Genomic DNA, 25,400 nt, shown 5'->3' with positions numbered 1-25,400 from the left:
CGACAGCTCCTACAAGGGACGGTGTACACCCGTAGGAGCTGCCGAAGGCTGCGATCTTTTTTAACGTGCGATGTAGCTATCAGGGTGGATCAAGGTTATCCAACACCCGATTCACTGCCAGCTCTCCCAGCATGATCGACTGCTGAATCCCCAGCAGGGTGTTGCTCTGCGATCCCTTAAGGTCTCTCGCGAAGTCACTTGCCATGACGTTTGCAGAGGCCAGCGATACGCAGGCGTACTCCAATAGGGTGTGGTTGTCGATATCGGGGGCTATGAGGAAGACTGTGCTGGGTTGGTGTGCCCTGCCCGGATCGTTGTCCGGTGGATTCTCTGCATTGGTCATGATTCAGCGTCCTGAAAGAAGTGGAGCCAACCCCGAATCGCGACTAATCAAAAGGGTGGCAGCTGTACGCAGGTTAGCAGACCGGGCCACGATATCGGCATAGGGGACGGCCTTGCCGTTCCCCTGCCACACCACCCGGCATGCGGGTCCGCACCGGGCGGTTCGAGAGATTGAGGTCAGGACAGACGCGGCAATCCCAGGCGGTCAAACCAAGCCAGATTCAGCACCCGATTCAACCCAAGACAGCTAGTACGCCACCAGCGGCGGGTGTTTCCCACTGCTCTTTGTGCATCATCCCTATTGGCGCCCAGCGCCTGCAGCTTTGTGAAAGCCGTCGTTCCGCGTTTCCATTGTTTCAGTTGAATAGCCCTTAGTCGGTGCCGTATCCATTCCTCCAGCAAACGCAGGATTTTCGGAGTTTGCGACAGACTGAAGTACGCTTTCCAACCCAACAGATACCGGCGAAGGTCATCGACAACCCGCTGCATACTGCGGCCGCAGTTGCGCCGGGTAAGCTGGCGGATTCGCTGCTTGAACTGCTTCTGTGCTTTGTATGAAACCGCGCGCCTGACTTCGCCTCTTCTGGACCAGAACTCGTAGCCCAGAAACTTGCGGCCAAACGCACTCGCCACTGCACTTTTGCTCTCGTTGACGCTCAAGTGCAGCTTTTCATACAGGCGCCGGAGTAATGCCATTACTCGCTCGCCTGCCTTTTGGCTGCAAACATAAACGTTCGCATCGTCGGCATAGCGCACAAAGCAATGCCCTCGGCGTTCGAGCTCACGATCCACTTCGTCCAGCAGCACGTTCGCCAATAAGGGCGATAACGGGCCGCCTTGCGGCGCCCCGCAACGGCGCTTTTCAACCGCGCCATCCTTCATCGTTCCGGCGTCCAGATAAGCCCGGATCAGCCGGATAACCGGCTGCTCTGCAATCCGTTTGCTTAAACGATCAATCAGAATGTCGTGATCGACTCGATCAAAGAACTTTTCAAGATCCACATCCACCACGATTTGCCGGCCCGAGGATACATAGTGCTGTGCCGCGAGAATCGCGCTGTGAGCATTACGACCCGGACGAAAACCGTAGCTGTGTTCACTGAAGGTAGGATCAAGTAGAGGCTGCAAAACTTGCAGTAGTGCTTGCTGGATAAGGCGGTCGGTGACCGTCGGGATACCCAGCTCGCGTTCGCCGCCGTCGGGTTTTGGGATGACCACTTGGCGTACCGGGCTGGGCCGATACGCCCCTGACAACAATTGTTGGCGAATCCCAGCCCACTCTGTCAGCAAATGTTGAGCTGTCTGATCAATGTCCAGACCGTCGACACCCGCTGCACCTTTATTGGCTTTGACTCGCTTCCACGCTTGTTGCAGGTTTTCTCTCGCAAAGGCGCATTGCAGCAACCCTTGCCCTGCGCTTTCGGTATCACCTTGCGGGCAACATGCCTCGTCGCTGACAGGGAGATTCACGGCTTCACCGCTCTTTCTCCGCATCCGCCCCGCGTTTGGCAGGCATCTGACTTCCGGTCGTGTCGCATCAAGGTGGCCTACTACGCTCTCTCTCGTTCGGCCCTTCGTCTTAAAAAAAAAAAAGACTACTACGGCCTCTGCTGACTTCTCGCTCCGGCTTGCGCCGTCGCCCTTTCAGGCGCTAGGCGAGATCTCCCCAGGTAAGAACGCAATCCTTCACCGCACAACTGCCGAATCTACGTCGTCGCCCTTTTGACCACTAGAGCTTCGCGGTTATTCGCCCGCTCGCCCTGGCCGACTTCGCCTCATATTCGATTTTTGTACATCAGCTCGCGGCTTCGCTCCACGCTTCCTCCCCACACTCGGTCACCCTCATGCAGTTGCGCTTCACTTCGTTTGCTGTGGTCAACTTACGGTGGGACTTGCACCCACAAGATTGCGCCCATGCTGGGCGCACGAAACCGGCGCGCCCGAAGGCGCCCTGCGCACAGCTACCGTCAAAAGCAGGTATGGATATACCTGCCTATCAGGAGCGCAAATGCGCTTCATTGTGGACACGAGCTGCTAAACCCGATCACTGACCATCAGTGATGCGAATCAAGTTAGCGATGGCCCTCAAAGCGCACAAGCCGGCGGATTCTGGGGTAGTTGTAGGCAACGCCGCAAGGCGCTGTAGCCTGTCCTGGGTAGTTCAGAAATGTCCCACGGGCAGCGGCGAAAACTCTGATCTGTAGGAGCGAGCTTGCTCGCGATGGTCGCTAACGATGGCGCGTGTTTCCTGGGTGAACGTGACGTTCTTTAGTCCATCGCGAGCAAGCTCGCTCCTACAGGGAACATTGTTCTCACACCGCTGAAACCAGTGGGAGCGAGCCTGCTCGCGAATGGGCGGCGCAGCCGTCACGGCTTCAGTGGTTCAACCTTGCGCGTCAGCAGTTCAACAAACGCTTTGGCCATCGCCGACTTCTGGTCCTTACGCTGCACCAACCACACCGCCGACACCGCCGCCGGATCGAGCAGCGGGCGGTAGACCACACCGTCAATACGCATCCGCTGATAAGACGCCGGCAGCACCGAAACGCCGAGCCCTGCCGCTACCAGCCCAATGATGGTCATCGCCTCTCCGGCCTCCTGGGCGAAGTGCGGGCTGAAGCCGGAGTCCCGCGCCAGGCTGAGCAACTGCGCATACAGGCCACTGCCATAGCTACGCGGAAAAAACACAAAGGGCTCAAGCGCCAGGGCTGACAGGAACAAGCCCTCCTCGCTGCCCTCTACCAACGGGTGCTTGGAGCTGAGCACCGCAACCAGCGGCTCGCGCATCAATTCGACCACACTGAGGCAATCCGGCAACACGAGCGGGCGCATGATCCCGACTTCAATCGATTCGTCCACCAGCGCATCGGCCACCTGGGTGCTGCTCATTTCCCGCAGGTTCAAGTGCACCGCCGGGAAGCGCTGGCGGAAAGAGAAAATCGCCTGGGGAATGGTCGAGTTGAAGGGGGCCGACGAGGTGAAGCCGATTTTCAGTTCACCCAACTCGCCCAGCTGCGCCCGTCGCGCGACATCCGCCGCCTTGTCGACCTGCGCCAGCACCAGCCGTGCCTCTTGCAGAAACAGCCGACCGGCCTCGCTCAGTTCGACCCGACGATTGGTACGTTCGAACAGCCGTGCACCGACTTCCTGTTCCAGCGCCTGAATCTGCTGGCTCAGCGGTGGCTGGGAGATGCCCAGCACCTGTGCGGCGCGGCCGAAGTGCAGTTCTTCGGCAACGGCGATGAAGTAGCGCAGATGACGCAATTCCATGGAAACCCCATTAGGTCGTAAAAGCTATCAAACAGGTCGAACAATATATTGGATTGAATCATTAGCCAGCTATATGCTTTTTTCATTGCCTGACCGGCTGCGTCCTCCGAGGTCCCACGTGAAAACTGCTGTCGCCCCACTCGCCCATGAAGTTCCTCCCGCAGCACCGGACGCTATCGCCGCTGAGCTCGCGGAGATCTACATCGAAAAAGGCACTCCAGCGTTCATGCGCACGGTGCTGGCGCTGTTCTGCGGCGGCTTCGCGACTTTCGCCCTGCTTTACTGCGTGCAGCCGATGATGCCGCTGCTGTCCCACGAGTATTCCATCAACGCGGCGCAGAGCAGCCTGATCCTGTCCATCGCCACCGGCATGCTTGCCATCGGCCTGCTGATCACCGGCCCCATTTCCGACCGTATCGGGCGTAAACCGGTGATGGTGGCCGCACTGTTCGCCGCTGCGCTGTGCACCATGGCCAGTGCGATGATGCCGAGCTGGCACGGTGTGCTGCTGATGCGTGCGCTGATTGGATTGTCGTTGAGTGGTCTGGCGGCGGTTGCGATGACTTACTTGAGCGAAGAGATCCACCCACAGCACATCGGCCTCGCCATGGGTTTGTACATCGGTGGCAACGCGATTGGCGGGATGAGCGGACGCTTGATCACCGGGGTATTGATCGACTTCGTCAGCTGGCACACGGCGATGCTGGTGATCGGTGGCCTGGCGCTGATTGCTGCGGCGGTGTTCTGGAAAATCCTCCCGGAATCGCGCAACTTCCGCGCCCGCTCGCTGCACCCGCGCAGCCTGCTCGACGGTTTCACCATGCACTTTCGCGACGCCGGCCTGCCGCTGCTGTTTCTTGAAGCCTTCGTGCTGATGGGCGCGTTCGTCACGCTGTTCAACTACATCGGCTATCGCCTGCTGGCCGCGCCGTACCACATGGATCAGGCCTTCGTCGGGTTGCTGTCGGTGGTGTACCTGTCGGGCATCTACAGCTCAGCGAAAATCGGCTCGCTGGCCGACAAACTCGGTCGCCGTAAAGTGCTCTGGAGCACCATCGCGCTTATGATCGGTGGTCTCGCCCTGACGATGTTTACGCCATTGCCGCTGGTGATCATCGGCATGCTGATCTTTACCTTCGGCTTCTTTGGCGCCCACTCGGTGGCCAGCAGCTGGATCGGCCGCCGCGCCACCAGGGCCAAGGGGCAAGCATCGTCCTTGTACCTGTTCAGCTACTACGCCGGGGGAAGCATCGCCGGTACGGCGGGTGGCGTGTTCTGGCACCTGGGCGGCTGGAACGGCATCGGGCTGTTCATCGGCACGCTGCTGGTGATTGCACTGCTGATCGCGTTGAAGCTGGCGAAGTTGCCGTTGTTGCCGCAGCACACCTCGATTATCTGAGTACCAGCCGCGCCTCCAGGGCATCGTCACGCTTCTCCAGCGTCAGGGTTTGCAGCGCGACGCCATCGCGCTCGATCCCATCGAGCCACTGCATCAAGGGCTGCGCATTGCCATTGAGGGTCACGCGCAGCAGATCGCTTTCGCTCTCCATCTGACGGATTTCCAGCCCCGCCGCCGCGGCGCTTTCACTGATGCGCAGCGATAGCGGTTGATCGGTGTCGACGGGGACATGGCTGCGCGGTAACGCCCGCTGCAGTTGCGCGGCCAGCCCCGCCTGCTGTTGATACTGACGCTCGACTGTTTCCAGCCGCTGCCGGGTTGGTTGCCAGATTAGGCTGAAAGCCACGACCGCGAACAAAAAAGCCCCCAACACCTGCAAAAGCCGTTGTTCGCGCGCGGAAATGCGCCGCCATGCCTGCTTCATGCCTCGTCCTCCACGGTGAGGGTGGCGTGCACCCGGTCAGCGGCTTTATTTGCGCTATCGAGCTGGACGGGCATGCCTTGTTGTCGTCCGCGTTCACGCAACTGCTCCAGTTCGGCAAAGCCGCTGGCGGTCAGCTGGATTTTCCAGCCTTCGCCTGCTCGAAACTCGATGCGCTGGACCTCGACCGGACTGGCGCCAATCACCTGTTCAATCAACTGGACCAGCCCGGCAATGCGGGTGTTTTGCGAATCCACAGGCTGGCTTTGCAGGGCCTTGAGTTGCGCTGCCATATCGACGATGCGGCTTTGCTCCGGGTAAAGCGCCTTGAATCGCTGTTCATTTTGGGTGGCGAGGCGACGGGCTTCGCTGTCGAGGAAGCGGATCCGCGTCTCGCTGGCACCCCAGGTCAACAGCGCCAGCATCAACAGTGCCCACCCGCCGGCACGCCAGGGCAGCCGCTTGCCCCGTGGGGCGAATGCGCCTTGCAGCAGGTTGATGGCCTGGGTCGGGCGGTGGGCCAGGCATTGGTCGATGACGGCGGGGGCCTCAAGCGCGTTCAGCCATTGCATGTCCTTGGGCAATAACGGGGCGAGCAGCGCCAGGTCGTCTTGGGACAACGCCAGGCGCGCCGACAGGCCTGCACCCAACAACCAGCGACCGAGCCACCATGCGCCGTACGGCTGATCGCCGGACAACACATCGGCATCGACGAACACCCCGCGCACCTCAATACCCGCCTCGCGCAGCAAGTCGAGCACGGCGGCCAACCGTTCGCGGCCAATGACCATGACCGGGTAGCAGCCGTCACGATCACGAACGCCTACGCTCAGATGCACCCTCTCCAGCGCTTCACTCAGTTGATCTTCCACGGCGAAGGCAATGGCCTGGGCCTCAGGTTTACGCCGCGCCGGCCATGGCTCGCTGCGTACCCAACTGCACATTTCCATGGGCAGTAGCACATCGACCGCCTGCCCCTGCAATGCCGAGGCCACCTGATTCAGTGGCATCAGCTGGCGTTGACCGGTTTGTGACCACAGGACGCAAGGCCAAAGGCTCGATGGCGCGTCCTGGCCTTCGGCGGACAGGTAAAGCCAAGTGTTCATCGCGGTCTCTCGTGGCTATTCATGGGAAGAAAACGTCGTTGCAACACCGTCAGTTGTCGAGTCTCGGGGTCGTGCCCGACATCCGTGGCCAGGTGCAGTTCGCGCCCGTCCCGGATCACCTGCACCCTTATCCGATACCAGCGGCTTTGGGTGCCAAGTCCGTGATTGCTCAGGCCCTGCCCGGAGAGCAACGGGTCCTGCGTAAACGCCTGGACGCTCGCCCAGGGTGTCGTTGCTGCCTGACGCGCCAGCGCATCGGCGGTCGCGGCGTCCACTTCGCCGAGCGTTCTCAACAGCAGCGCCGGTGCGGTGTTGATGTTCAAGGCGGCGTCGGTGGGCAACAGCGCCACCCAGGGCTCCAGCCGCTGCAGCAGGCGAGCGTCAATGCCAGGCAGCAAGCGCAGTTGGCTCAGTTCCCGCAGCGACCCGACCTGGCTCAGTTGCAGAGGAGGCAGATCGAGTAGCTCGAGCAAACGCGCCCAACGATTGAGGGTGACCTGATCCACCTGCCCCTGACGTAACAACGCATTGAGATTGAAGCGCCCGGCGAGGTCATCGATATCGATATCGATTCGGATCTGCGCATCTTCAACCTCGAAACCCGCTGCCATGGCCGTCCAGCCTTGAATCCGCTCGACGGGTTTTTTCGCGTCCTGCAACGCGTCGCGCAACAGCAACAACGCCCAGGTTTCCCCGCCCACTGCGAGTTGCCGCAGCTGTATCTGCTGCAACTGTTGCCCACTGCTTTGCAGCGAAAGGTGATGGCTGCGCAACACGCCACCAATGATCAGCAGTGCCAGGCTCATGACCAGCAATACACTGATCAACGCAATGCCGTGTTGGCGCCCATTCACGGCAATGCACCCGGCATCGGCAACACCCGACGAATCGATTCGAAGCGCCCGACAGAGACTTGCACCTCCAGCGCCATGGGCGCCTTCGCGCCCTGCCCGGCCGGCCAATGAGCAACCCAGCCGGACTGATTGTCGAACAGACGCCAGCCCAATTCGCGAACGTCTTCGAGCAGTTTTTGCCGCTGCACGAACTCCGTACCTTCACCCTGGTTTTCGCGCCACAGCACGCCGCCGTCGAGTCGATAGGTCAGCGTCTGGCGCTCACTGCGCGGCTGGTCCAGAGGATTGCGCCAGTGACTGCGCTGGAACTGCAAAAGCGGCGGTGCGAGCACCATCGGCTGTGCGGTGACGTGCAGCAGATCCCGCTCGATCACCGCCACCGCTCGTTGCAGGTTCCTCAGCTCTCGCTCGTGGGCCGTCGTGCCCTGTTGCACTCGCAGCACGCTATCGAACAAGCCCCAACTGGCCAGCCCCAGCACGGCGAAGATGGCCATGGCGATGACCAGCTCCAGCAAGGTGAATCCGCGCTGCTTATTCATGAACCGCGAGTATCCAGCCGCTGGCACGATGCACGGCGTGCGCACTGTTCGCCGGGCTGACCTGAATGTCGACCTGGAGCACACGCGGATCGCGGGTGGCGCTGATGTGCTGATGCAGCACCCAGTCACGCTGATCCATCGACACGACCTGTTGCTGCTGGCCGGCCGCCAAACCGGGTTGCAGGCGCAACTCGTTCAACCGGTTGTCCGCCAGCCATGCCGCGAACAGGCGAGTCTCAACGGCGCCGCGCTGCTTCACCGCGTATTGACTGGCCGACAGCACGGCTGCCGCCAGTGTCGCGAAGACCGCCAGGGCCACCATGATCTCCAGCAGCGTGAAGCCGTCCATGGACGACAATGATGGCCGGCTAGTCATCGATCGCCACCTCGCCGAAGCCATCGCCGGACAGGCTCAGCCAGGTCCTGTTGCCGGACTCGAATGTCAGCGTGAAGGCACTGGTTTCATCGTTGCTGAGCAACAGCAACTGCGGTGGTCCTTCTTCAGCGTCCGGCTCTACCGCATAGCCGTCCTGCTGAAAACGTACTCGCACGTTCAGGGGCCAGCGAGAAAGCGCCGCCACCGGCTCCCACCCGCGCACTTCCAGACGCATCGCCCGGTAGCCATCGGTACTCAGCCTTAGGCCGTACTCTTGACCTTCGAACACAGCGCGCTGACGCAACTGATGGATCACCTGCATCATCGCCTCGGCTTCCTGCTTCACCTCACGCGCCGGACTGCCCCCACCGGCAAGTCTCACCATGCCCAGCAAAACGCCGACCAGTACAATCACGATCATCAATTCCAGCAAGGTAAACCCCCGGCAGCGGTAGCCCACGGATCAATGCCCCCAATTGCCGATTTCGGCTGCAAACCCTTCGCCGCCCGCTACGCCATCGGCGCCCAGGGAATACAGATCGTAAGTGCCGTCTACCGATCGCACACCCGGATTGATGTACTGATAAGGCGTGTTCCAAGGGTCGACTGGCATGCTCTTGAGGTAACCCTGAGGGTTCCAGCCACGCGCCGCGGGCAGTCCGGAGGGACGTTTGACCAATGCTTCCAGGCCTTGCTGGGTCGAAGGGTAATGGGCGTTGTCGAGGCGATACATTTCCAGGGCAGTGGCGATGGCCTGGATATCGATTCTGGCGGCGGTGACCTTGGCTTGATCGGGGCGGCTCATGAACTGCGGCACCACAATGGCCCCCAGCACACCGATGATGACCACCACCACCATGATTTCGATCAGGGTAAAACCGCGTTGCGCACGGGAAAGGTTTTTGCGGACAGGTTGCATGGATCAATTCACCAATTGGTTGAGGCTGAGAATCGGCAGCAGGATGGCCATGACGATCAGCAGCACGACGCCGCCCATCAGTACAAGCATCGCTGGCTCGAAGAGGCTCACCACCAGCGCAATGCGCGCGGCGAGGCTGCTTTCCTGTTGTTCGGCGGCCCGGGCCAGCATGCGGTCGAGTTCACCGGCACGTTCGCCGCTGGCGATCATGTGCAGCATCATCGGCGGGATGTCCCCGCTCAGTTCCAGGCCACGGGTCAGCGTTCCGCCTTCGCGGACGGAGCGGGCGACATCGACCATCCGCGCACGGATGGTCAGGTTGCCGATGACCGCGGCAGCAATTTCCAGTGCGTCCACCAACGGCACGGCACTTTTGCCGAGGATTGCCAGGGTGCTGGCAAACCGCGCGGCTTCCATGGCACGCAGCACTTCACCGATGACTGGCGCATTCAGCACCCAACGATGCCAGCGCAGGCACCACTGCGGCTGCTGCCAGCTCCAGCGCCACAGGCCGAACAGCGTCGCCAGCACGCTCATCAACAACAGGAAATGGTTGCGCAGGCCGTTGCTCACGCCGATCAGCGCCTGGGTCAGCCAAGGCAACGGCTGGCCACTGTCGACGAAGATCTTCACCACATCCGGCACCACATAACCGAGCAGAAAACCGACGATTGCCAAGCTGGCCAACATCAGGATCAACGGGTACACCAGGGCCATCTGGATCTTTTGCCGCGAGGCCTGGCGAGCCTGGGTGTAGGCCGCCAGTTGCTCCAGCACATGGCCCAGATGCCCCGAGCGTTCTCCAGCGGCAACGGTGGCGCGGAACAACTCGGGGAAGGCCCGGGGAAATTGCCCCAGCGCCGAGGCCAGGGCGTTGCCTTCCATCACCCGGCTCCTGACCGCCGAGAGCAAACCCGCAACCTTGCGCTTTGAGCTCTGCTTCGCCACCGCATCGAGCGCTTCCTCCAGGGGCAGTCCGGCCTGAACCAGCGTTGACAATTGCAACGTCAACAGCGCCAGATCAGCAGCGTTCAGGCGTCCACCTCGCGACTGTTTGTCCGCACCGCTGCCGACCCTGACCTCGGTCAACACTCGCGGCCACAAACCACGCTCACGCAACAACTGTCGCCCATGGCGGGGTCCATCGGCCTCCAATCGTCCCCTGCAGGATCGTCCCTGAGCGTCGTGGGCGCGGTAGTCGAAGGTCGGCACCGGTCAGTTCTCCTGGGTCACACGCAGCAACTCATCGAGGCTGGTCGATCCTTCCAGCACCCGCTGGCGCCCGTCCTGGAACAGGCTGCGCGAGACCTTGCGCGTTTCGTCGACGAGGATTTGCTCGCGGGCGCCCTGATGGATCAGCGCCGAGACGGCGGGTGTCACGCTGATCAGTTCGTAAATGCCGACGCGTCCGCGATAGCCGTGCTGGCACTGTTCACAGCCCGAGGCCTTGAACAGGGTGTGCGGCGTGCTCGTGTCGAGCCCCAGGCGCTGGCAGGCCGCTGCGTCGGCGAGGTACGAAACCTTGCAATGGGGGCACAAAGTGCGCAGCAGGCGCTGGGCCAGAATGCCCACCAGCGAGGACGCCAGCAAATAGGCATCGACGCCCATGTCCACCAGCCGCGTGACCGCGCCGGCCGCGCTGTTGGTGTGCAGGGTCGAGAGCACCAGATGCCCGGTCAAAGACGCCTGGACAGCGATCTCGGCGGTTTCGCGGTCACGGATTTCGCCAACCATCACCACGTCCGGATCCTGGCGCAAAATCGCCCGCAGGCCCCGGGCGAAGGTCATGTCGACCTTCGGATTGACCGGCATCTGGCCGACACCCGGCAGGTGATACTCGATCGGGTCTTCGACCGTGAGAATGTTACGAGTCTGGTCGTTCAGGCTACTCAGCGCGGCGTACAGGCTGGTGGTCTTGCCGGAACCGGTCGGCCCGGTCACCAACAGGATGCCGTGGGGTTTGCCCAACAACTGGCGCAGGGCCGCTAGGGTATCGTCCGGCATGCCCAGCCGATGCAGGTCCAGGCGCCCGGCCTGCTTGTCGAGCAGGCGCAGCACCACCCGTTCGCCATGTGCCGAAGGCAGCGTCGAGACCCGCACGTCGACTTCGTGTCCGGCCAGGCGCAAAGCCATTCGCCCATCCTGGGGCACGCGTTTTTCCGCGATGTCCAGGCGCGCCATGACCTTGATCCGCGACACCAGCAGCGTTGCCAGTTCGCGCTTGGCCCTGAGCATTTCACGCAGCTGGCCATCCACCCGCATGCGCACCGACAGGTACTGCTCGAAGGTTTCCAGGTGCACATCCGAGGCATGCTCACGCACCGCTTCACCGAGCAGCGCGTTGATCAGGCGAATGATCGGTGCGTCGCCCTGTTGCTCCAGCAGGTCGGCGGTTTGCGGGACCTGATCGACCAGGCTGAGCAAATCCAGCTCTTCGTCCAGCCCTTGGGCAACTTGCTCCACCGCGCTGTGCCCCTCGCGATAGGCCGCCGCCAGGCGCGAGGCGTACTCATCGGCCCCGACGATTTGAAACGGCAATGCCCGCCCGCACACCCGGCGCGCTTCCGCCAATGCGGTGAGCGGCGCATCGGCACGCAGGGCAAGTCGCAGGACGTCGCCGTCATGCTCCAGCAACACACCAAAACGCCGTGCGAAGCCGAAGGGCAATTGCTCACAGAGTTCGCTCATGGATTCACTGCGCCTTGCTGCGCAAATCGAACACTGGCGCATCGCTGGCCGGTTCGAACAACCCGCGCGCCTCGGATGGCAGCAACAACGAGTTGTTTTCCCCCGCCCCTGATTTGCTCAAGTCACGCAGCGCGTTGTAACGCTGCTGGCTGACCTGGGACAGGTCTTCCTTGCTGCGCACGATGGTCGGGCGCAAGAACACCATCAGGTTGCTTTTGGTCTGGGTGTCGCGGCTCCAGCGAAACATCGCGCCGAGGTAGGGAATGTCACGCAGCAGCGGCACGCCGCTTTTCTGGGTGCGCACGCTGTCCCTGATCAGGCCGCCGATCACGATGATTTCGCCATCGTCGGCGAGGATGGTGCTCTTGAGCGCTCGCTTGTTGGTGATCAGGTCCGAGGAATCAATGCCCGACACCGACGGTGCGATGTCCGACACTTCCTGTTCCACCTCCAGGCGCAACGTCGAGCCTTCGTTGATGTAAGGCTTGATCTTCAGGCTGATGCCGACGTCCTTGCGCTCGACGGTGGTGAACGGATTCTCCGCACCGTTGCTGTTGGTGGCGTAGGAACCGGTCTTGAACGGCACGTTCTGGCCGACGATGATCTCGGCTTCCTGATTGTCCAGGGTCAACAGGCTTGGCGTGGACAGCAGGTTGCTGTGGGTGTTGCTGGCCAACGCCGAAATCAGCGCACCGAAGCGGTCGCTGCCCAGTTGCAGGATCGCCCCTTCCGGCGCCGATCTTTTCTCGTCGAACTTCAGCCCGCCGACGATCGGAATGTCGGTGCCGGGAAAGTTGATGAAGCCCTTGGCGTCGCCTGTGTTGAGGTTCCACTGCACGCCGACGGCCTCGGCGATGTCGCCGGAGATTTCGACAATGGCGGCATGGATCAACACCTGGGCTCGTGGCTGGTCCAGCTGACGCACGATGTTTTCGATGGTCCGTACCTGCGCCGGTTCGGCAATCAGCACCAGCGCGTTCTGGCTTTCGTCGGCCTTGATCATGAAGGCTGCACCGCCAGACGCGTCCTTGGCGTTGCCGGCGGCGGGCGCCAGTTTTCTGCCCTGCCCCATCGACTCCAGTATCTCGGCCAACTGTTTGGCATCGCTGTGACGCAGGCGAATCACCCGGGCATTGTCGAGCGTCGTGGTGGCCGGCGTATCGAGACCTCGGGCCAGTTCGATCAAGCGCTGGCGAATGACTGGCGGGCCGATGAAGATCAGGCGATTGGTCCTGGTGTCGGCCAGTACCTGTATCGCTGACTCGGCATTGCGCTTGCCCATGGACGCCTCTATCACCGGCGCGACATCGCCCGCCTGGGCATGCTTGAGCTGAACCACCGCGTGCAGGTTGTTCTGACCGGAGTCCAGTTCGCGTATCACCCGGGCAATACGCTTTACATTGGCAGCCGTATCAGTCAGCACCAACGCATTGGCCGACACCGAGGGGCCGACATAACCATTGGCAGACACCAACGGTCGCACCAGCCCGGCAATATCGGTGGCGCTGCTGGTGTTCAAGCCGATGACTTCGGTCACGAACTGCGACGCCGTAGTGGTTTTCACCGTGCCCTGGCCGGCCCGGGTCTTGGCCTCGGCAACCGGGGCGATGAGAATCCGGTCGCCCTCATCGATCACCGTGAAGTTGTGGGCGTCGAGCACCGAATAGAACAACCGGCGCACCCCTTCGCGATCGAGGGCCTGCCGGGACATGACCGTGACTCGACCGGAGACTTTTGGGTCCAGCACCACAGTGGTCCCGAGAATGTTGGAGATCTCTTCGACGATGTCGCGCAGCTCAGCGTTGTTCATCGCCAGCTGCCATTTTTCTTCGGCGCGAAGCGTGCCCGAAGAGGCTGCAGCCGCCAAAACGGCAAGCAGAAGCATGGAGCGCAACCAATGCGCGCCGACGAAGCTGTTCATGAAATTCATCACTCTGGTTGCCCGGAGAGCGGGCGTAAAAAACGCGTGGTCGTGGTAACCGGTTGAGAATCGACGGATGATTCGAGTCCCTTCAGAAAACGTGCTCCAGAAGGCACGAGCGTTAGCAGCTCTTCTCGCCCCTTGTTCCACAGTGCAACCTGGTGGGTCTCGATACGACGCAGGACGCTGCCGCCAGGCAAGCGCTCACCCACCTGATAGAGACGAGAGCCTTGTGCATTGGCCAGCAGTGCCTTGGATAATCCGTTGCTGACAAAGCTCGCTTGCAAAGTCAGCGGCTCGGCGCTGGGCTGCGGTGTGGCCTCCGTCGTCAGGCCGAACACGATGGCAATCGATGCTGTTTCGAGCGGCTCGCGTTCGAGCGGCTCACGTACAGGCACCGTCACCAGGGTTGCAATGTCGGGCGACGGTGAAGCCAGATGCTCGCGAAATTCCCTTTCCTGCCACGCCAGAAACACCGCGCCGCCCACTGGCAACGCGAGCCAACAAACGCTGCTCAGGCATGCCCGAAAGCGTTGTCCGGAGAACTTCGAAACCTTCATTTTCAACTCGATACTCAACAGAGGCGCCTGGCTTCAGGCGACCTTTTTCAGGCCGCCTGAAGCCAGTTGCGAGGACTTACAACTTGTTCCACGCCATGTGCCAGTGAGCACCGCTACCCGGTTCGAAGCCGTTGGCGGAGGGGCTGTACTGCTTGCAGAAACCCGACTCAGGGAACGGCTTGCACTCAAAGACTTCGTTGGTCTTCGGCTGCAGCACCTTGGTGCCGGCGGTGTAGCCGCTGAGGCCTTCAGGGAACACGAAGTCGTATTCGATGCCGGCGCCTTCACCAGTCATCTGGGTGGTCTGGGTATCCTGGCGGGTGGTACGGCCATCCAGGGTGGTGCCGACCAGAGTCAGGGTGTGTGCGCCCGGGTTGCTGCGCACATCCATGGACAGCCAGGTGGAGCCGCTGGCCACTTGTGCCGACGCGGTGCCTACCGGTTTGTTGCTCTGGTCGAGCAAGGTGGCTTCGACGTTCATCGCACGGTTCGCGATCATGCTGAACTCGACCTTCGTCCGGCCTTTATCCAGAACGTATTCGGCTTGCTGCGAGGCCACCGCCATGCGCGCAGCGGTGTCTTCCTTCATGTCCAGTTGCACTTCGTAGCGGACCACTCCGCTTTCTTTTTGTGCGTAGAGGCTGTTGGTGCCTTTGACCGGCTCGACATTGCCACTTTTGTCGCGGATACCGGCGCGAACAAGGGTGTGGGTCTGGTTGATTTTTTCGGCCAGCTTGAACGACCAGTTTTGCGGTGTGCCGTCTTCAGCGTTATCGATGCTGATTTCGACGCTGTAGTCCGGGCTCTCGCCATTGGCGGTGAACGCGCGGGCCTTGACCTTGTCGCCCACCAGCAGCGCAGTCGAAGGAGCAATGTTACCTACGGAGGACCAGCCGCCAGGCAGCTCAGGCTCCGCCAGGATGTTCAGATCCGTAGCGTTGTAGAACGCGGCATCGGTATCGCCCACGGTCCAGATGGCCAGGACGACATGATGGCCAGACTTGTCTGACGGAATGTTGCAGTTGTGCTTGTCGCTGGACTGCGGACGCTGATTGCCGCCGTCGATGGTGCAGAACGGCGTGCTTTCAAAGGTGGCGCGCTTGAGCGACTCATTCGGGTTCCAGCCGTTGCGGGTGATGAAATATTCGTGCTTGGTCGCTGGGTGAACCGCTGTGTAATGCCATTTGAAATCGATGTTGCGGTCCTTGATTTCCGTCAGGTGCCAGCGGGTGGCGGACTGTGCATCCATGGCAGAGAACAGCGCATGACCACCGCTGGCGATCTTGCCATCGACCGGCCCCTGCAAGGGAGCACCGCCGACGCCTGCCGGAAAGCCCTTGAAGGTTTCACCAACACTCTGCGGCTCGTACTGGGCGCCACCGCAGTTGGTGTTCAAACCTTTCTGGCAAGCCAGCGCACGCGAAGGCGGCACTTCCAGATAGCCATGGGCGGAAACGGTTTGAGAGGCCAGCATTGCCGATAACAGGATCATTGATGAAGTGCAGGCCGTTAAAGCACTTCTTTTATCAAATGTAATTTTCATGATGTATTCCAGACTGCTTATCGAAAACATCGCACCTTGCAGGCGGCGATGTTCCCTTCGTTATTGTTCAGCGTTGCGCTGAACAGGGGTCTGGAACCTTACGGGGATGAAGAAGAGTTCTATGTAGGAGTAATCATCGAACCAGGCGGGAATAGTCTGCGCCTTCGATTTTCCGACAAAGAAAGGAAACACTCTTACAGGAAGAAACGCTTTATCCGGGCTGTATTTCTGTAAGTCATAAAAAAGCCTGTCCGACACGAGGCGGGACAGGCTTCTGGAAAACGGCGCTGACCGTTATTCGTGATATTGCGCCGACAATTCATGCACGGCACGCAGGAATGCACCGGCGTGTTCCGGATCGACTTCCGGCGTGATGCCATGGCCGAGGTTGAACACGTGGCCGCTGCCTTTGCCGTAGCTGGCCAGAATACGCCCGACTTCTGCGCGAATGGCTTCCGGTTTGGCGTAGAGCACGGTCGGGTCCATGTTGCCTTGCAGCGCCACCTTGTCACCAACACGGGCACGGGCGTTGCCGATATCGCAGGTCCAGTCCAGACCCAATGCATCAGCACCGGCGTCGGCGATGCTTTCCAGCCACAGGCCGCCGTTCTTGGTGAACAGGATCACCGGCACCTTGCGGCCTTCGTGCTCGCGGATCAGGCCGCTGACGATTTTCTTCATGTAGGCCAGGGAAAACTCCTGGTACGCCGCTGCCGAAAGGTTGCCGCCCCAGGTGTCGAAAATCTGCACCGCTTGCGCACCGGCCATGATCTGGCCATTGAGGTACGAGGTTACCGATTGCGCCAGCTTATCCAGCAGCAGGTGCATGGCTTGCGGGTTGTCATACAGCATGGCCTTGGTCTTGCGGAAGTCTTTCGACGAGCCGCCTTCGACCATGTAGGTCGCCAGGGTCCACGGGCTGCCGGAGAAACCGATCAGCGGCACGCGGCCGTTCAGTTCGCGGCGGATGGTGCTGACCGCGTCCATCACGTAGCCCAGGTCTTTCTGTGGATCAGGAATCGGCAGGGCTTCGATGTCAGCCAGGGTGCTGACGACTTTCTTGAAGCGCGGACCTTCGCCGGTTTCGAAGTACAGGCCTTGGCCCATGGCATCGGGGATGGTCAGGATGTCGGAAAAGAGGATCGCCGCGTCCAGTTGTGGGTAGCGGTCGAGCGGCTGCATCGTGACTTCGCAAGCGAACGCCGGGTTCATGCACAGGCTCATGAAATCGCCGGCCTTGGCACGGCTGGCGCGATATTCAGGCAGGTAGCGACCGGCCTGACGCATCATCCACACAGGGGTGACGTCTACGGGTTGCTTGAGCAGGGCGCGCAGGAAACGGTCGTTCTTCAGGGCAGTCATGTCGGCATCCGGAAAAAAAGTACGGGCATTTTCTCAGAGCCGGGCGCAAAAGGCACGGCAAGAGCGGAGGCTTTTGTCTATCGGGTCAATTTGTCGCAATGAAATACGAAGTTTAGCAACACCGCGAAACAACTGTGGGAGCGGGCTTGCTCGCGAATGCGGTGTGTCAGGCAACAAAACTGTCGACTGACACTCCCTCTTCGCGAGCAAGCCCGCTCCCACATTTTTACTGCATTCGGCTCAGGATCAGGGTTTAGACCCCCAGATAATCCAGAATCCCTTCCGCCGCATTACGGCCTTCAAAGATCGCCGTCACCACCAGGTCCGAACCGCGCACCATGTCGCCACCGGCGAAGATTTTCGGGTTGCTGGTCTGGTGCTTGTACTGACCTTGCTCAGGCGCCACAACACGGCCCTGGCTGTCGGTCTGGATCTCGAACTGTTCGAACCACGGTGCCGGGCTTGGGCGGAAACCGAAAGCGATGACCACGGCGTCGGCCGGGATGATCTCTTCGGAGCCCGGGATCGGCTCGGGGCTGCGACGGCCACGGGCGTCCGGCTCGCCGAGACGGGTCTCGACCACCTTCACACCTTCGACCTTGTCTTCACCGACAATGGCGATCGGCTGGCGGTTGTAGAGGAACTTCACGCCTTCTTCCTTGGCGTTCTTCACCTCTTTGCGCGAGCCAGGCATGTTCGCTTCGTCACGACGATAGGCGCAGGTCACCGACTTGGCGCCCTGGCGGATCGAAGTACGGTTGCAGTCCATCGCCGTGTCGCCACCGCCGAGAACCACGACCTTCTTGCCTTTCATGTCGACGAAGTCTGCCGGCGACTTTTCAAAGCCCAGGTTGCGGTTGACGTTGGCGATCAGGAAGTCCAGTGCGTCGTACACGCCCGGCAGGTCCTCACCGGCAAAACCGCCCTTCATGTAGGTGTAGGTGCCCATGCCCATGAATACGGCATCGTATTCTTCGAGCAGTTGCTCCATGGTCACGTCCTTGCCCACCTCGGTGTTGAGGCGGAACTCGATACCCATGCCGGTAAAGACTTCGCGACGATTGCTCAGCACAGTCTTTTCCAGCTTGAACTCGGGGATGCCGAAGGTCAGCAGGCCACCGATTTCCGGGTTCTTGTCGAACACTACCGGGGTCACGCCGCCGCGCACCAGCACGTCGGCACAGCCCAGGCCCGCAGGCCCGGCACCGATTATCGCGACGCGCTTACCGGTCGGCTTGACCTTGGACATGTCCGGGCGCCAGCCCATGGCGAACGCGGTGTCGGTGATGTACTTCTCCACCGAACCGATGGTCACCGCGCCGAAGCCGTCGTTGAGGGTGCAGGCACCCTCGCAGAGACGGTCCTGCGGGCACACCCGGCCGCAGACTTCCGGCAGGGTGTTGGTCTGGTGCGACAGCTCGGCGGCCTGGAGGATGTTGCCCTCGGCCACCAGTTTCAGCCAGTTGGGAATGAAGTTGTGCACCGGGCACTTCCATTCGCAATACGGGTTACCGCAACCCAGGCAGCGGTGGGCCTGGTCGGCCGACTGCTGGGGTTTGAAGGGTTCGTAGATTTCCACGAACTCTTTCTTGCGTTGACGCAACAGTTTCTTCTTCGGATCCTTGCGCCCGACCTCGATGAACTGGAAGTCATTATTCAGACGTTCAGCCATTTTAAAACCTCATCAAACTCTTCAGGCGCATATCACTGCGGGTTGGCACGGGTGCTGGAAAGCAACGACTTCAGGTTGGCAGCCTTGGGCTTGACCAGCCAGAAACGACGCACGTAATCATCGAGGTTCTCGGCGAGTTCACGACCCCACTCGCTGTCGGTTTCCTCGACGTACTCGTTCAGCACGCGTTGCAGGTGGCTGCGGTAGGCTTCCATCGCCTCGCCGCTGATCCGCTGGATTTCCACCAGTTCGTGGTTGACCCGGTCAACGAAACTGTTGTCCTGGTCGAGCACGTAGGCGAAACCGCCAGTCATGCCAGAACCGAAGTTGTAACCGGTCTTGCCCAATACGCAGACGAAACCACCGGTCATGTACTCGCAGCAGTGATCGCCAGTGCCTTCCACGACGGTGTGGGCACCGGAGTTACGCACGGCGAAACGCTCGCCCGCGGTGCCAGCAGCGAACAGCTTGCCGCCAGTGGCGCCGTACAGGCAGGTGTTGCCGATGATGGCACTGTCCTGAGTGCGGTAGACGCTGCCCTTCGGCGGAACGATCACCAGCTTGCCGCCGGTCATGCCCTTGCCGACGTAGTCGTTGGCGTCGCCTTCCAGGTACATGTTCAGGCCGCCGGCGTTCCACACGCCGAAGCTCTGCCCGGCCGTGCCTTTGAAGCGGAACGTGACCGGCGCGTTGGCCATGCCCTGGTTGCCATGCTTGCGCGCGATTTCGCCGGAGATCCGTGCGCCGATGGAACGGTCGCAGTTGCAGATATCCAGGGCGAATTCAGCGCCGCTCAGGTCGTTGATCGCCGAGGTGGCCATGTCGACCATTTTCTCGGCCAGCAGGCCCTTGTCGAACGGCGGGTTGCGCTCAACGCCACAGAACTGCGGCTTGTCCGCCGGCACGTGGTCGCTGCCCAGCAACGGGGTCAGGTCCAGGTGATGCTGCTTGGCGGTCTGGCCTTCGAGGACTTCCAGCAGATCGGTACGGCCGATCAGCTCTTCGAGGGAGCGCACGCCCAGCTTGGCCAGCCACTCACGGGTTTCCTCGGCGACGTAGGTGAAGAAGTTCACCACCATGTCGACGGTACCGATGTAGTGATCCTTGCGCAGCTTCTCGTTCTGAGTCGCGACGCCGGTGGCGCAGTTGTTCAGGTGGCAGATGCGCAGGTATTTGCAGCCCAGGGCGATCATTGGCGCGGTGCCGAAGCCGAAGCTTTCAGCGCCGAGGATGGCCGCCTTGATCACGTCGAGGCCGGTTTTCAGGCCGCCGTCGGTCTGTACCCGGACTTTGCCACGCAGGTCGTTGCCGCGCAGGGTCTGGTGGGTTTCGGCCAGGCCGAGTTCCCACGGAGCGCCAGCGTATTTGATCGAGGTCAGCGGCGATGCACCGGTGCCGCCGTCGTAGCCGGAGATGGTGATCAGGTCCGCGTAGGCCTTGGCCACACCGGCGGCGATGGTGCCGACGCCCGCTTCTGCTACCAGCTTCACCGAGACCAGAGCCTTCGGGTTGACTTGCTTCAGGTCGAAAATCAGCTGCGACAAGTCTTCGATCGAGTAGATGTCGTGGTGCGGTGGTGGCGAAATCAGGGTCACGCCCGGCACTGCATAACGCAGCTTGGCGATCAGACCGTTGACCTTGCCGCCTGGCAGCTGACCACCTTCGCCGGGCTTGGCGCCCTGAGCGACTTTGATCTGCAGCACTTCAGCGTTGACCAGGTATTCCGGGGTCACACCGAAACGGCCGGTGGCAACCTGCTTGATTTTCGAGCTCTTGATGGTGCCGTAGCGCGCAGGGTCTTCGCCGCCTTCACCGGAGTTGGAACGCGCACCGAGGCGGTTCATGGCTTCGGCCAGGGCTTCGTGAGCTTCCGGCGACAGGGCGCCCAGGGAAATACCGGCGGAGTCAAAGCGCTTGAGCACCGATTCCAGTGGTTCGATCTCGCTGATATCCAATGGAGTGTCGAGGGTTTTGACTTTCAGCAGGTCGCGGATCATCGACACCGGGCGGTTGTCCACCAGCGACGTGTATTCCTTGAACTTGCTGTAGTCGCCCTGCTGCACGGCGGCCTGCAGGGTGTTGACCACGTCCGGGTTGTAGGCGTGGTATTCGCCACCGTGGACGAACTTCAGCAGGCCGCCTTGCTGGATCGGCTTGCGCGGGCTCCAGGCTTCGGTGGCCAGGGCTTTCTGCTCGGCTTCGATGTCGACGAAACGCGCACCCTTGATACGGCTCGGCACGCCACGGAAGCTCAGGTTGCAGACTTCCTCAGACAGGCCGATGGCCTCGAACAACTGCGCACCGCGGTACGAAGTGATGGTCGAGATGCCCATCTTCGACAGAATCTTGAGCAAACCCTTGGTGATGCCTTTACGGTAGTTCTTGAACACCTCGTAGAGGTCGCCCAGCACTTCACCAGTACGGATCAGGTCGCCCAGCACTTCGTAGGCCAGGAACGGATAAACGGCAGAGGCACCGAAACCGATCAACACGGCGAAGTGATGCGGATCGCGAGCGGTCGCGGTTTCCACCAGGATGTTGGAGTCGCAACGCAGGCCTTTTTCGGTCAGGCGGTGGTGCACCGCGCCGGTGGCGAGCGAAGCGTGGATCGGCAGCTTGCCCGGGGCAATGTGACGGTCACTCAGCACAACCTGGGTACGACCGGCGCGCACGGCTTCTTCAGCCTGATCGGCAACGTTGCGGATCGCCGCTTCGAGGCCGACGCTTTCGTCGTAGTTGAGGTCGATGATCGCGCGTTCGAAGCCCGGACGATCGAGGTTCATCAGCGAGCGCCACTTGGCCGGGGAAATGACCGGCGAGCTGAGGATCACGCGCGAAGCGTGTTCCGGCGACTCCTGGAAAATGTTGCGCTCGGCACCGAGGCAGATTTCCAGCGACATGACGATGGCTTCACGCAGCGGGTCGATCGGCGGGTTGGTGACCTGCGCGAACTGCTGGCGGAAATAGTCGTACGGCGTGCGCACGCGCTGGGACAGCACGGCCATCGGCGTATCGTCGCCCATCGAGCCCACGGCTTCGTAGCCCTGTTCGCCGAGTGGACGCAGCACCTGGTCGCGCTCTTCGAACGTGACCTGGTACATCTTCATATATTGCTTGAGCTGATCGACGTCGTAGAACGCCGAACCGTGGTCGTTGTCTTCCATGGTCGCCTGGATGCGCAGGGCGTTCTTGCGCAGCCATTGCTTGTACGGATGACGGGACTTCAGGCGGTTGTCGATCGCATCGGTGTCGAGGATCTGGCCGGTTTCAGTGTCCACAGCGAAGATCTGGCCAGGTCCCACACGGCCCTTGGCGATCACGTCTTCAGGCTGGTAGTTCCAGACACCGATTTCCGAGGCCAGGGTGATGAAGCCGTTCTTGGTGGTGACCCAACGCGCCGGACGCAGACCGTTACGGTCGAGCAGGCACACCGCGTAACGACCGTCGGTCATTACCACGCCGGCCGGGCCGTCCCACGGTTCCATGTGCATCGAGTTGTATTCGTAGAACGCACGCAGATCCGGGTCCATGGTCTCGACGTTCTGCCACGCAGGCGGAATGATCATCCGCACGCCGCGGAACAGGTCGATGCCACCGGTGACCATCAGCTCCAGCATGTTGTCCATGCTTGAAGAGTCGGAACCGACGCGGTTGACCAGCGGGCCGAGCTCTTCCAGGTCCATCAGATCGTTGGTGAACTTGGTGCGACGGGCCACGGCCCAGTTGCGGTTGCCGGTGATGGTGTTGATCTCGCCGTTGTGCGCCAGGAAGCGGAACGGTTGAGCCAGCGGCCATTTCGGCAGGGTGTTGGTGGAGAAGCGCTGGTGGAACACGCAAATCGAGGTTTGCAGGCGCTCATCACTCAGGTCCGGATAGAAGGCGGTCAAGTCCGCCGGCATCATCAGGCCTTTGTAAATGATGGTCTTGTGGGAAAAGCTGCAGACGTAGTGGTCGGTGTCAGCGGCGTTGGCCACGGACGAACGACGACGGGAGGTGAACAGCTTGACGGCCATGTCCTGATCGCTCAGGCCTTCACCGCCGATGAACACTTGCTCGATCTGCGGCAGGCGCTCAAGGGCCAGGCGGCCGAGGACGCTGGTGTCGATCGGCACTTTGCGCCAGCCAACCAGCTGCAGGCCGGCGGCCAGGATCTCGCGGTTCATGTTCTCGCGAGCGGCTTCGGCTTTGACTGGGTCCTGGTTGAAGAAGACCATGCCCACTGCATATTGCTTGGGCATTTCGACGCCGAACGTTTCCCGGGCGATGGCTCGCAGGAACACGTCCGGCTTTTGAATCAGCAGACCGCAACCGTCACCGGTCTTGCCGTCGGCATTAATCCCACCGCGGTGGGTCATGCAGGTCAGGGCCTCGATGGCCGTTTGCAAAAGGGTATGACTGGGCTCGCCCTGCATATGAGCAATCAGGCCGAAACCGCAGTTATCCTTGAATTCATCTGGTTGGTACAGACCTGCTTTCATAGACACTTTCTCACCAGGCTGCTTCTCGCGAAGCAAATTTCTTTTCAATTCAACCACTTACCAACCGCGCCGAACGTACGCCAGCTTTGCGGGGGCAAAAGGGAGGTCATTGTACACACCGACACAGAGGCTCACAAATTTGACGACGAAATGTCGCAAATCTATGTCGCATTTATGAAAGGTTTAAAGCGAACTGCTGTGCTAGTCAAAACTTTTTTAAATTTTGACCGCAACGACTCAAAGACTACTGTGACGCAGACACCACAAGGCACGCGGCCTGAAGAGGCGGCATGCGCTTGTAGAAATTTTGAGGTGCTTGGAGAGGCGGCCTGGGTAAGGCCGCCGAATCTTCAGCGAGCTGTTGCCAGTTCCTGTTGGACGCTGGCGACAGAGCGAGGCCAAGGTTTACCAGCCTGAACCTTCGCTGGCAAGGCCTTGATGGCGGTTACGGCTGCATCGCGACTGGCGAAGTTACCGTAGGTGATGACGTAAAGCGGTTTGCCGTTGAGGACTTTCTTGAAGTAACGGTACTCGCCGCCCTGCTCCTTGACGAAGTTTTGTGCGGACGCTTCGGAGCTGGTGCCGAGGATTTGCACCACGTAGTTACCCGGTGCCTGACCGGCGTACCAGGTGCCGCCAGCAGCCTTGGCCGCCGGAGCCGGTTTCTCGGCAGGCTTGGCCGCCGCAGCAACGGCTGGCTTGGCTGGGGCTGGAGCAGGCTTGGCCACTGGAGCAGGCGCTGGCTTGGCGGTGGCGACCTGAGTCGGCGCAGGCGTTGGCTTGGCCGCTGGCGTCGGCGCAGGGCCGGCAGGAACGCCAACAGGCGGCGCAGTGGTGGTCACCGTCGGCGGTGTGGCGCTGGAGCCTTCAACCGGCACGCCGTCGTCGCCCTCGGTAATGCCACCCGCCGCTTCAGCCAGCGGACCGCGCATGACCGGTTGCGAGTTACCGACCAACGGCAATGGCATCGGCTGCGTGTTGCCGGCGAATTCGACGGCTGGAGCACCGCCATTTGCTGTTGGCTGCCCCTGACCAAGCGGCAATTGCGCCTGTTCGTTGGACGGTGCACCTGTGGTCGGTGCCTTGTTGCGACCCGGCATCAACCAGGCGGCAGCTACCGCGACCACGACGACGGCGGAAATCGCCAATACGTGTTTCTTCGGCATATTGAACCCCATTTTTGGACGCTTCACCGCTGAGCGGCTGGCAATCATGGCTTCGATCATTGCATCGCGGGCAACCTGGTTGATGTTGCCAGGCCAACCGTCGGAGCTTTCGTGAATATCAGAGATCTGATCCGCGGTGAAAAGTTCGATCCCCCGACCCGCCCCCTCAAGCCGTTGATCCAGATATTCGCGAGTCTCTTCTTCGGTGTAGGGCTGCAACTCGATGACGTGAAAACGCTCTTCCTCAAGGTGCAAAGCATCAAGCTGAGCGATCAGCGACGACTCGCCGAACAGGAACACATGGGGCCGCCCTTCCGGCGCACCAGCAGCCAGGCCCATCAAGGCTTCGAGCGCAGACTCGTCGAGCTGCTCGGCATCATCCACCAGCAAATAGACTTCCTGACCGGTAAGCGCTAGCTGCACCACCTGACCCAGGATCGTGTCGATCTCAGCGTGGGCCACGTTCAGCGCCTGGGCGACCTGGCGCAGGATGCCCGCCGCATCACCGGCACCACGGGCGGAAACCACCACACTCTGTACCGATTGCTTATTGGTGCTGGCCACCAGGGCCTGGCGCAATAGAGTCTTGCCACTGCCCTGAGGGCCAGTGACCACCAGCAACAACTGGCTATAACGCGCCAGGTGATGCAGTTGCCCCAGCACGGGTTTGCGCTGGGCCGGGAAAAATTTGAAGCCAGGCACCCGTGGAGCAAAAGGGTCATGACTCAACTGGTAATGGCCGAGGAAAGCCTCGTCGGCATGCAAACTAGTCATCGTGTTCTTA

The 25,400-nt window shown here is 61.1% G+C and carries 20 protein-coding genes; 1 reads left to right on the top strand and 19 read right to left on the bottom strand.

All coding sequences use genetic code 11. From position 1 onward, the window contains the following. Window positions 1–79: 79 nt before the first annotated feature. The 3 genes from AC3ITY_RS01975 to AC3ITY_RS01965 form a co-directional block, all read right to left on the bottom strand. The gene (locus AC3ITY_RS01975; RefSeq protein ID WP_489307340.1) at window positions 80–343 is read right to left on the bottom strand and encodes a DUF6124 family protein; all 264 of its coding nucleotides are present in this window, start codon (window positions 341–343) and stop codon (window positions 80–82) included. Window positions 344–519: 176 nt separating this feature from the next. Further along, a complete protein-coding gene (gene ltrA / locus AC3ITY_RS01970; RefSeq protein WP_489306487.1) occupies window positions 520–1,836 on the bottom strand; it encodes a group II intron reverse transcriptase/maturase in 1,317 nt (438 codons plus the stop codon). 873 nt (window positions 1,837–2,709) lie between these two features. Then, window positions 2,710–3,612 carry a LysR family transcriptional regulator gene (locus tag AC3ITY_RS01965; protein ID WP_489307338.1) on the bottom strand — a complete coding sequence of 301 codons (903 nt, stop codon included), beginning with the start codon at window positions 3,610–3,612 and terminating at the stop codon, window positions 2,710–2,712. Between the two features lie 118 nt (window positions 3,613–3,730). On the opposite strand from AC3ITY_RS01965, the gene AC3ITY_RS01960 reads away from it, so the two are divergent. After that, on the top strand, window positions 3,731–5,011 hold the full coding sequence (locus AC3ITY_RS01960; RefSeq protein WP_489307336.1) for an MFS transporter: 1,281 nt from the start codon (window positions 3,731–3,733) through the stop codon (window positions 5,009–5,011). Here AC3ITY_RS01960 and AC3ITY_RS01955 read toward each other — a convergent pair. The 16 genes from AC3ITY_RS01955 to AC3ITY_RS01880 form a co-directional block, all read right to left on the bottom strand. Then, window positions 5,004–5,435: a type II secretion system protein M gene (locus AC3ITY_RS01955; RefSeq protein WP_489307334.1), complete on the bottom strand. Its 432-nt coding sequence runs from the start codon at window positions 5,433–5,435 to the stop codon at window positions 5,004–5,006. The two genes, AC3ITY_RS01960 and AC3ITY_RS01955, sit on opposite strands and share 8 nt — an antisense overlap. Further along, complete coding sequence (gene gspL, locus AC3ITY_RS01950) at window positions 5,432–6,538, bottom strand: type II secretion system protein GspL (RefSeq protein ID WP_489307332.1); 1,107 nt, start codon at window positions 6,536–6,538, stop codon at window positions 5,432–5,434. Before gspL ends, AC3ITY_RS01955 begins: the two co-directional genes overlap by 4 nt. Further along, entirely contained in the window at window positions 6,535–7,392 is an 858-nt protein-coding gene (locus tag AC3ITY_RS01945; protein WP_489307331.1) for a type II secretion system protein GspK, read from the bottom strand. The genes gspL and AC3ITY_RS01945 overlap by 4 nt, the downstream gene beginning before the upstream one ends. Next, entirely contained in the window at window positions 7,389–7,931 is a 543-nt protein-coding gene (locus AC3ITY_RS01940; RefSeq protein ID WP_489307330.1) for a type II secretion system protein GspJ, read from the bottom strand. The genes AC3ITY_RS01945 and AC3ITY_RS01940 overlap by 4 nt, the downstream gene beginning before the upstream one ends. Next, window positions 7,924–8,307: a type II secretion system minor pseudopilin GspI gene (gspI, locus tag AC3ITY_RS01935; protein WP_489307328.1), complete on the bottom strand. Its 384-nt coding sequence runs from the start codon at window positions 8,305–8,307 to the stop codon at window positions 7,924–7,926. The genes AC3ITY_RS01940 and gspI overlap by 8 nt, the downstream gene beginning before the upstream one ends. Then, on the bottom strand, window positions 8,300–8,767 hold the full coding sequence (gspH, locus tag AC3ITY_RS01930; protein ID WP_489307327.1) for a type II secretion system minor pseudopilin GspH: 468 nt from the start codon (window positions 8,765–8,767) through the stop codon (window positions 8,300–8,302). Before gspH ends, gspI begins: the two co-directional genes overlap by 8 nt. 3 nt (window positions 8,768–8,770) lie before the next feature. Next, window positions 8,771–9,226, bottom strand: a complete 456-nt coding sequence (gspG, locus tag AC3ITY_RS01925; protein WP_223457646.1) for a type II secretion system major pseudopilin GspG — start codon at window positions 9,224–9,226, stop codon at window positions 8,771–8,773. 3 nt (window positions 9,227–9,229) lie between these two features. Then, entirely contained in the window at window positions 9,230–10,438 is a 1,209-nt protein-coding gene (gene gspF, locus AC3ITY_RS01920) for a type II secretion system inner membrane protein GspF (RefSeq protein WP_489307326.1), read from the bottom strand. Window positions 10,439–10,441: 3 nt separating this feature from the next. Next, complete coding sequence (gene gspE / locus AC3ITY_RS01915; protein ID WP_489307324.1) at window positions 10,442–11,914, bottom strand: type II secretion system ATPase GspE; 1,473 nt, start codon at window positions 11,912–11,914, stop codon at window positions 10,442–10,444. Window positions 11,915–11,918: 4 nt separating this feature from the next. Beyond that, window positions 11,919–13,835, bottom strand: coding sequence for a type II secretion system secretin GspD (gene gspD / locus AC3ITY_RS01910; protein ID WP_489307323.1), 1,917 nt, complete (start codon window positions 13,833–13,835; stop codon window positions 11,919–11,921). 8 nt (window positions 13,836–13,843) lie between these two features. Beyond that, window positions 13,844–14,413, bottom strand: coding sequence for a type II secretion system protein N (locus AC3ITY_RS01905; RefSeq protein WP_489307322.1), 570 nt, complete (start codon window positions 14,411–14,413; stop codon window positions 13,844–13,846). A 58-nt stretch (window positions 14,414–14,471) separates the two neighbouring features. Then, window positions 14,472–15,938, bottom strand: coding sequence for an N-acetylglucosamine-binding protein GbpA (gbpA, locus tag AC3ITY_RS01900; protein ID WP_489307321.1), 1,467 nt, complete (start codon window positions 15,936–15,938; stop codon window positions 14,472–14,474). Window positions 15,939–16,232: 294 nt separating this feature from the next. Continuing rightward, window positions 16,233–17,300: a uroporphyrinogen decarboxylase gene (gene hemE / locus AC3ITY_RS01895; protein ID WP_223457624.1), complete on the bottom strand. Its 1,068-nt coding sequence runs from the start codon at window positions 17,298–17,300 to the stop codon at window positions 16,233–16,235. Window positions 17,301–17,553: 253 nt separating this feature from the next. After that, window positions 17,554–18,972, bottom strand: a complete 1,419-nt coding sequence (locus AC3ITY_RS01890) for an FAD-dependent oxidoreductase (protein WP_489307319.1) — start codon at window positions 18,970–18,972, stop codon at window positions 17,554–17,556. Window positions 18,973–19,004: 32 nt separating this feature from the next. Beyond that, window positions 19,005–23,450: a glutamate synthase large subunit gene (gene gltB / locus AC3ITY_RS01885; RefSeq protein ID WP_223457619.1), complete on the bottom strand. Its 4,446-nt coding sequence runs from the start codon at window positions 23,448–23,450 to the stop codon at window positions 19,005–19,007. A gap of 350 nt (window positions 23,451–23,800) precedes the next feature. Continuing rightward, on the bottom strand, window positions 23,801–25,390 hold the full coding sequence (locus AC3ITY_RS01880) for an ExeA family protein (protein ID WP_489307318.1): 1,590 nt from the start codon (window positions 25,388–25,390) through the stop codon (window positions 23,801–23,803). Window positions 25,391–25,400: the final 10 nt, after the last annotated feature.

It is taken from the genome of Pseudomonas sp. GL_091 (assembly GCF_057837725.1).
This window is presented reverse-complemented; position numbering and strand designations above follow the sequence as displayed.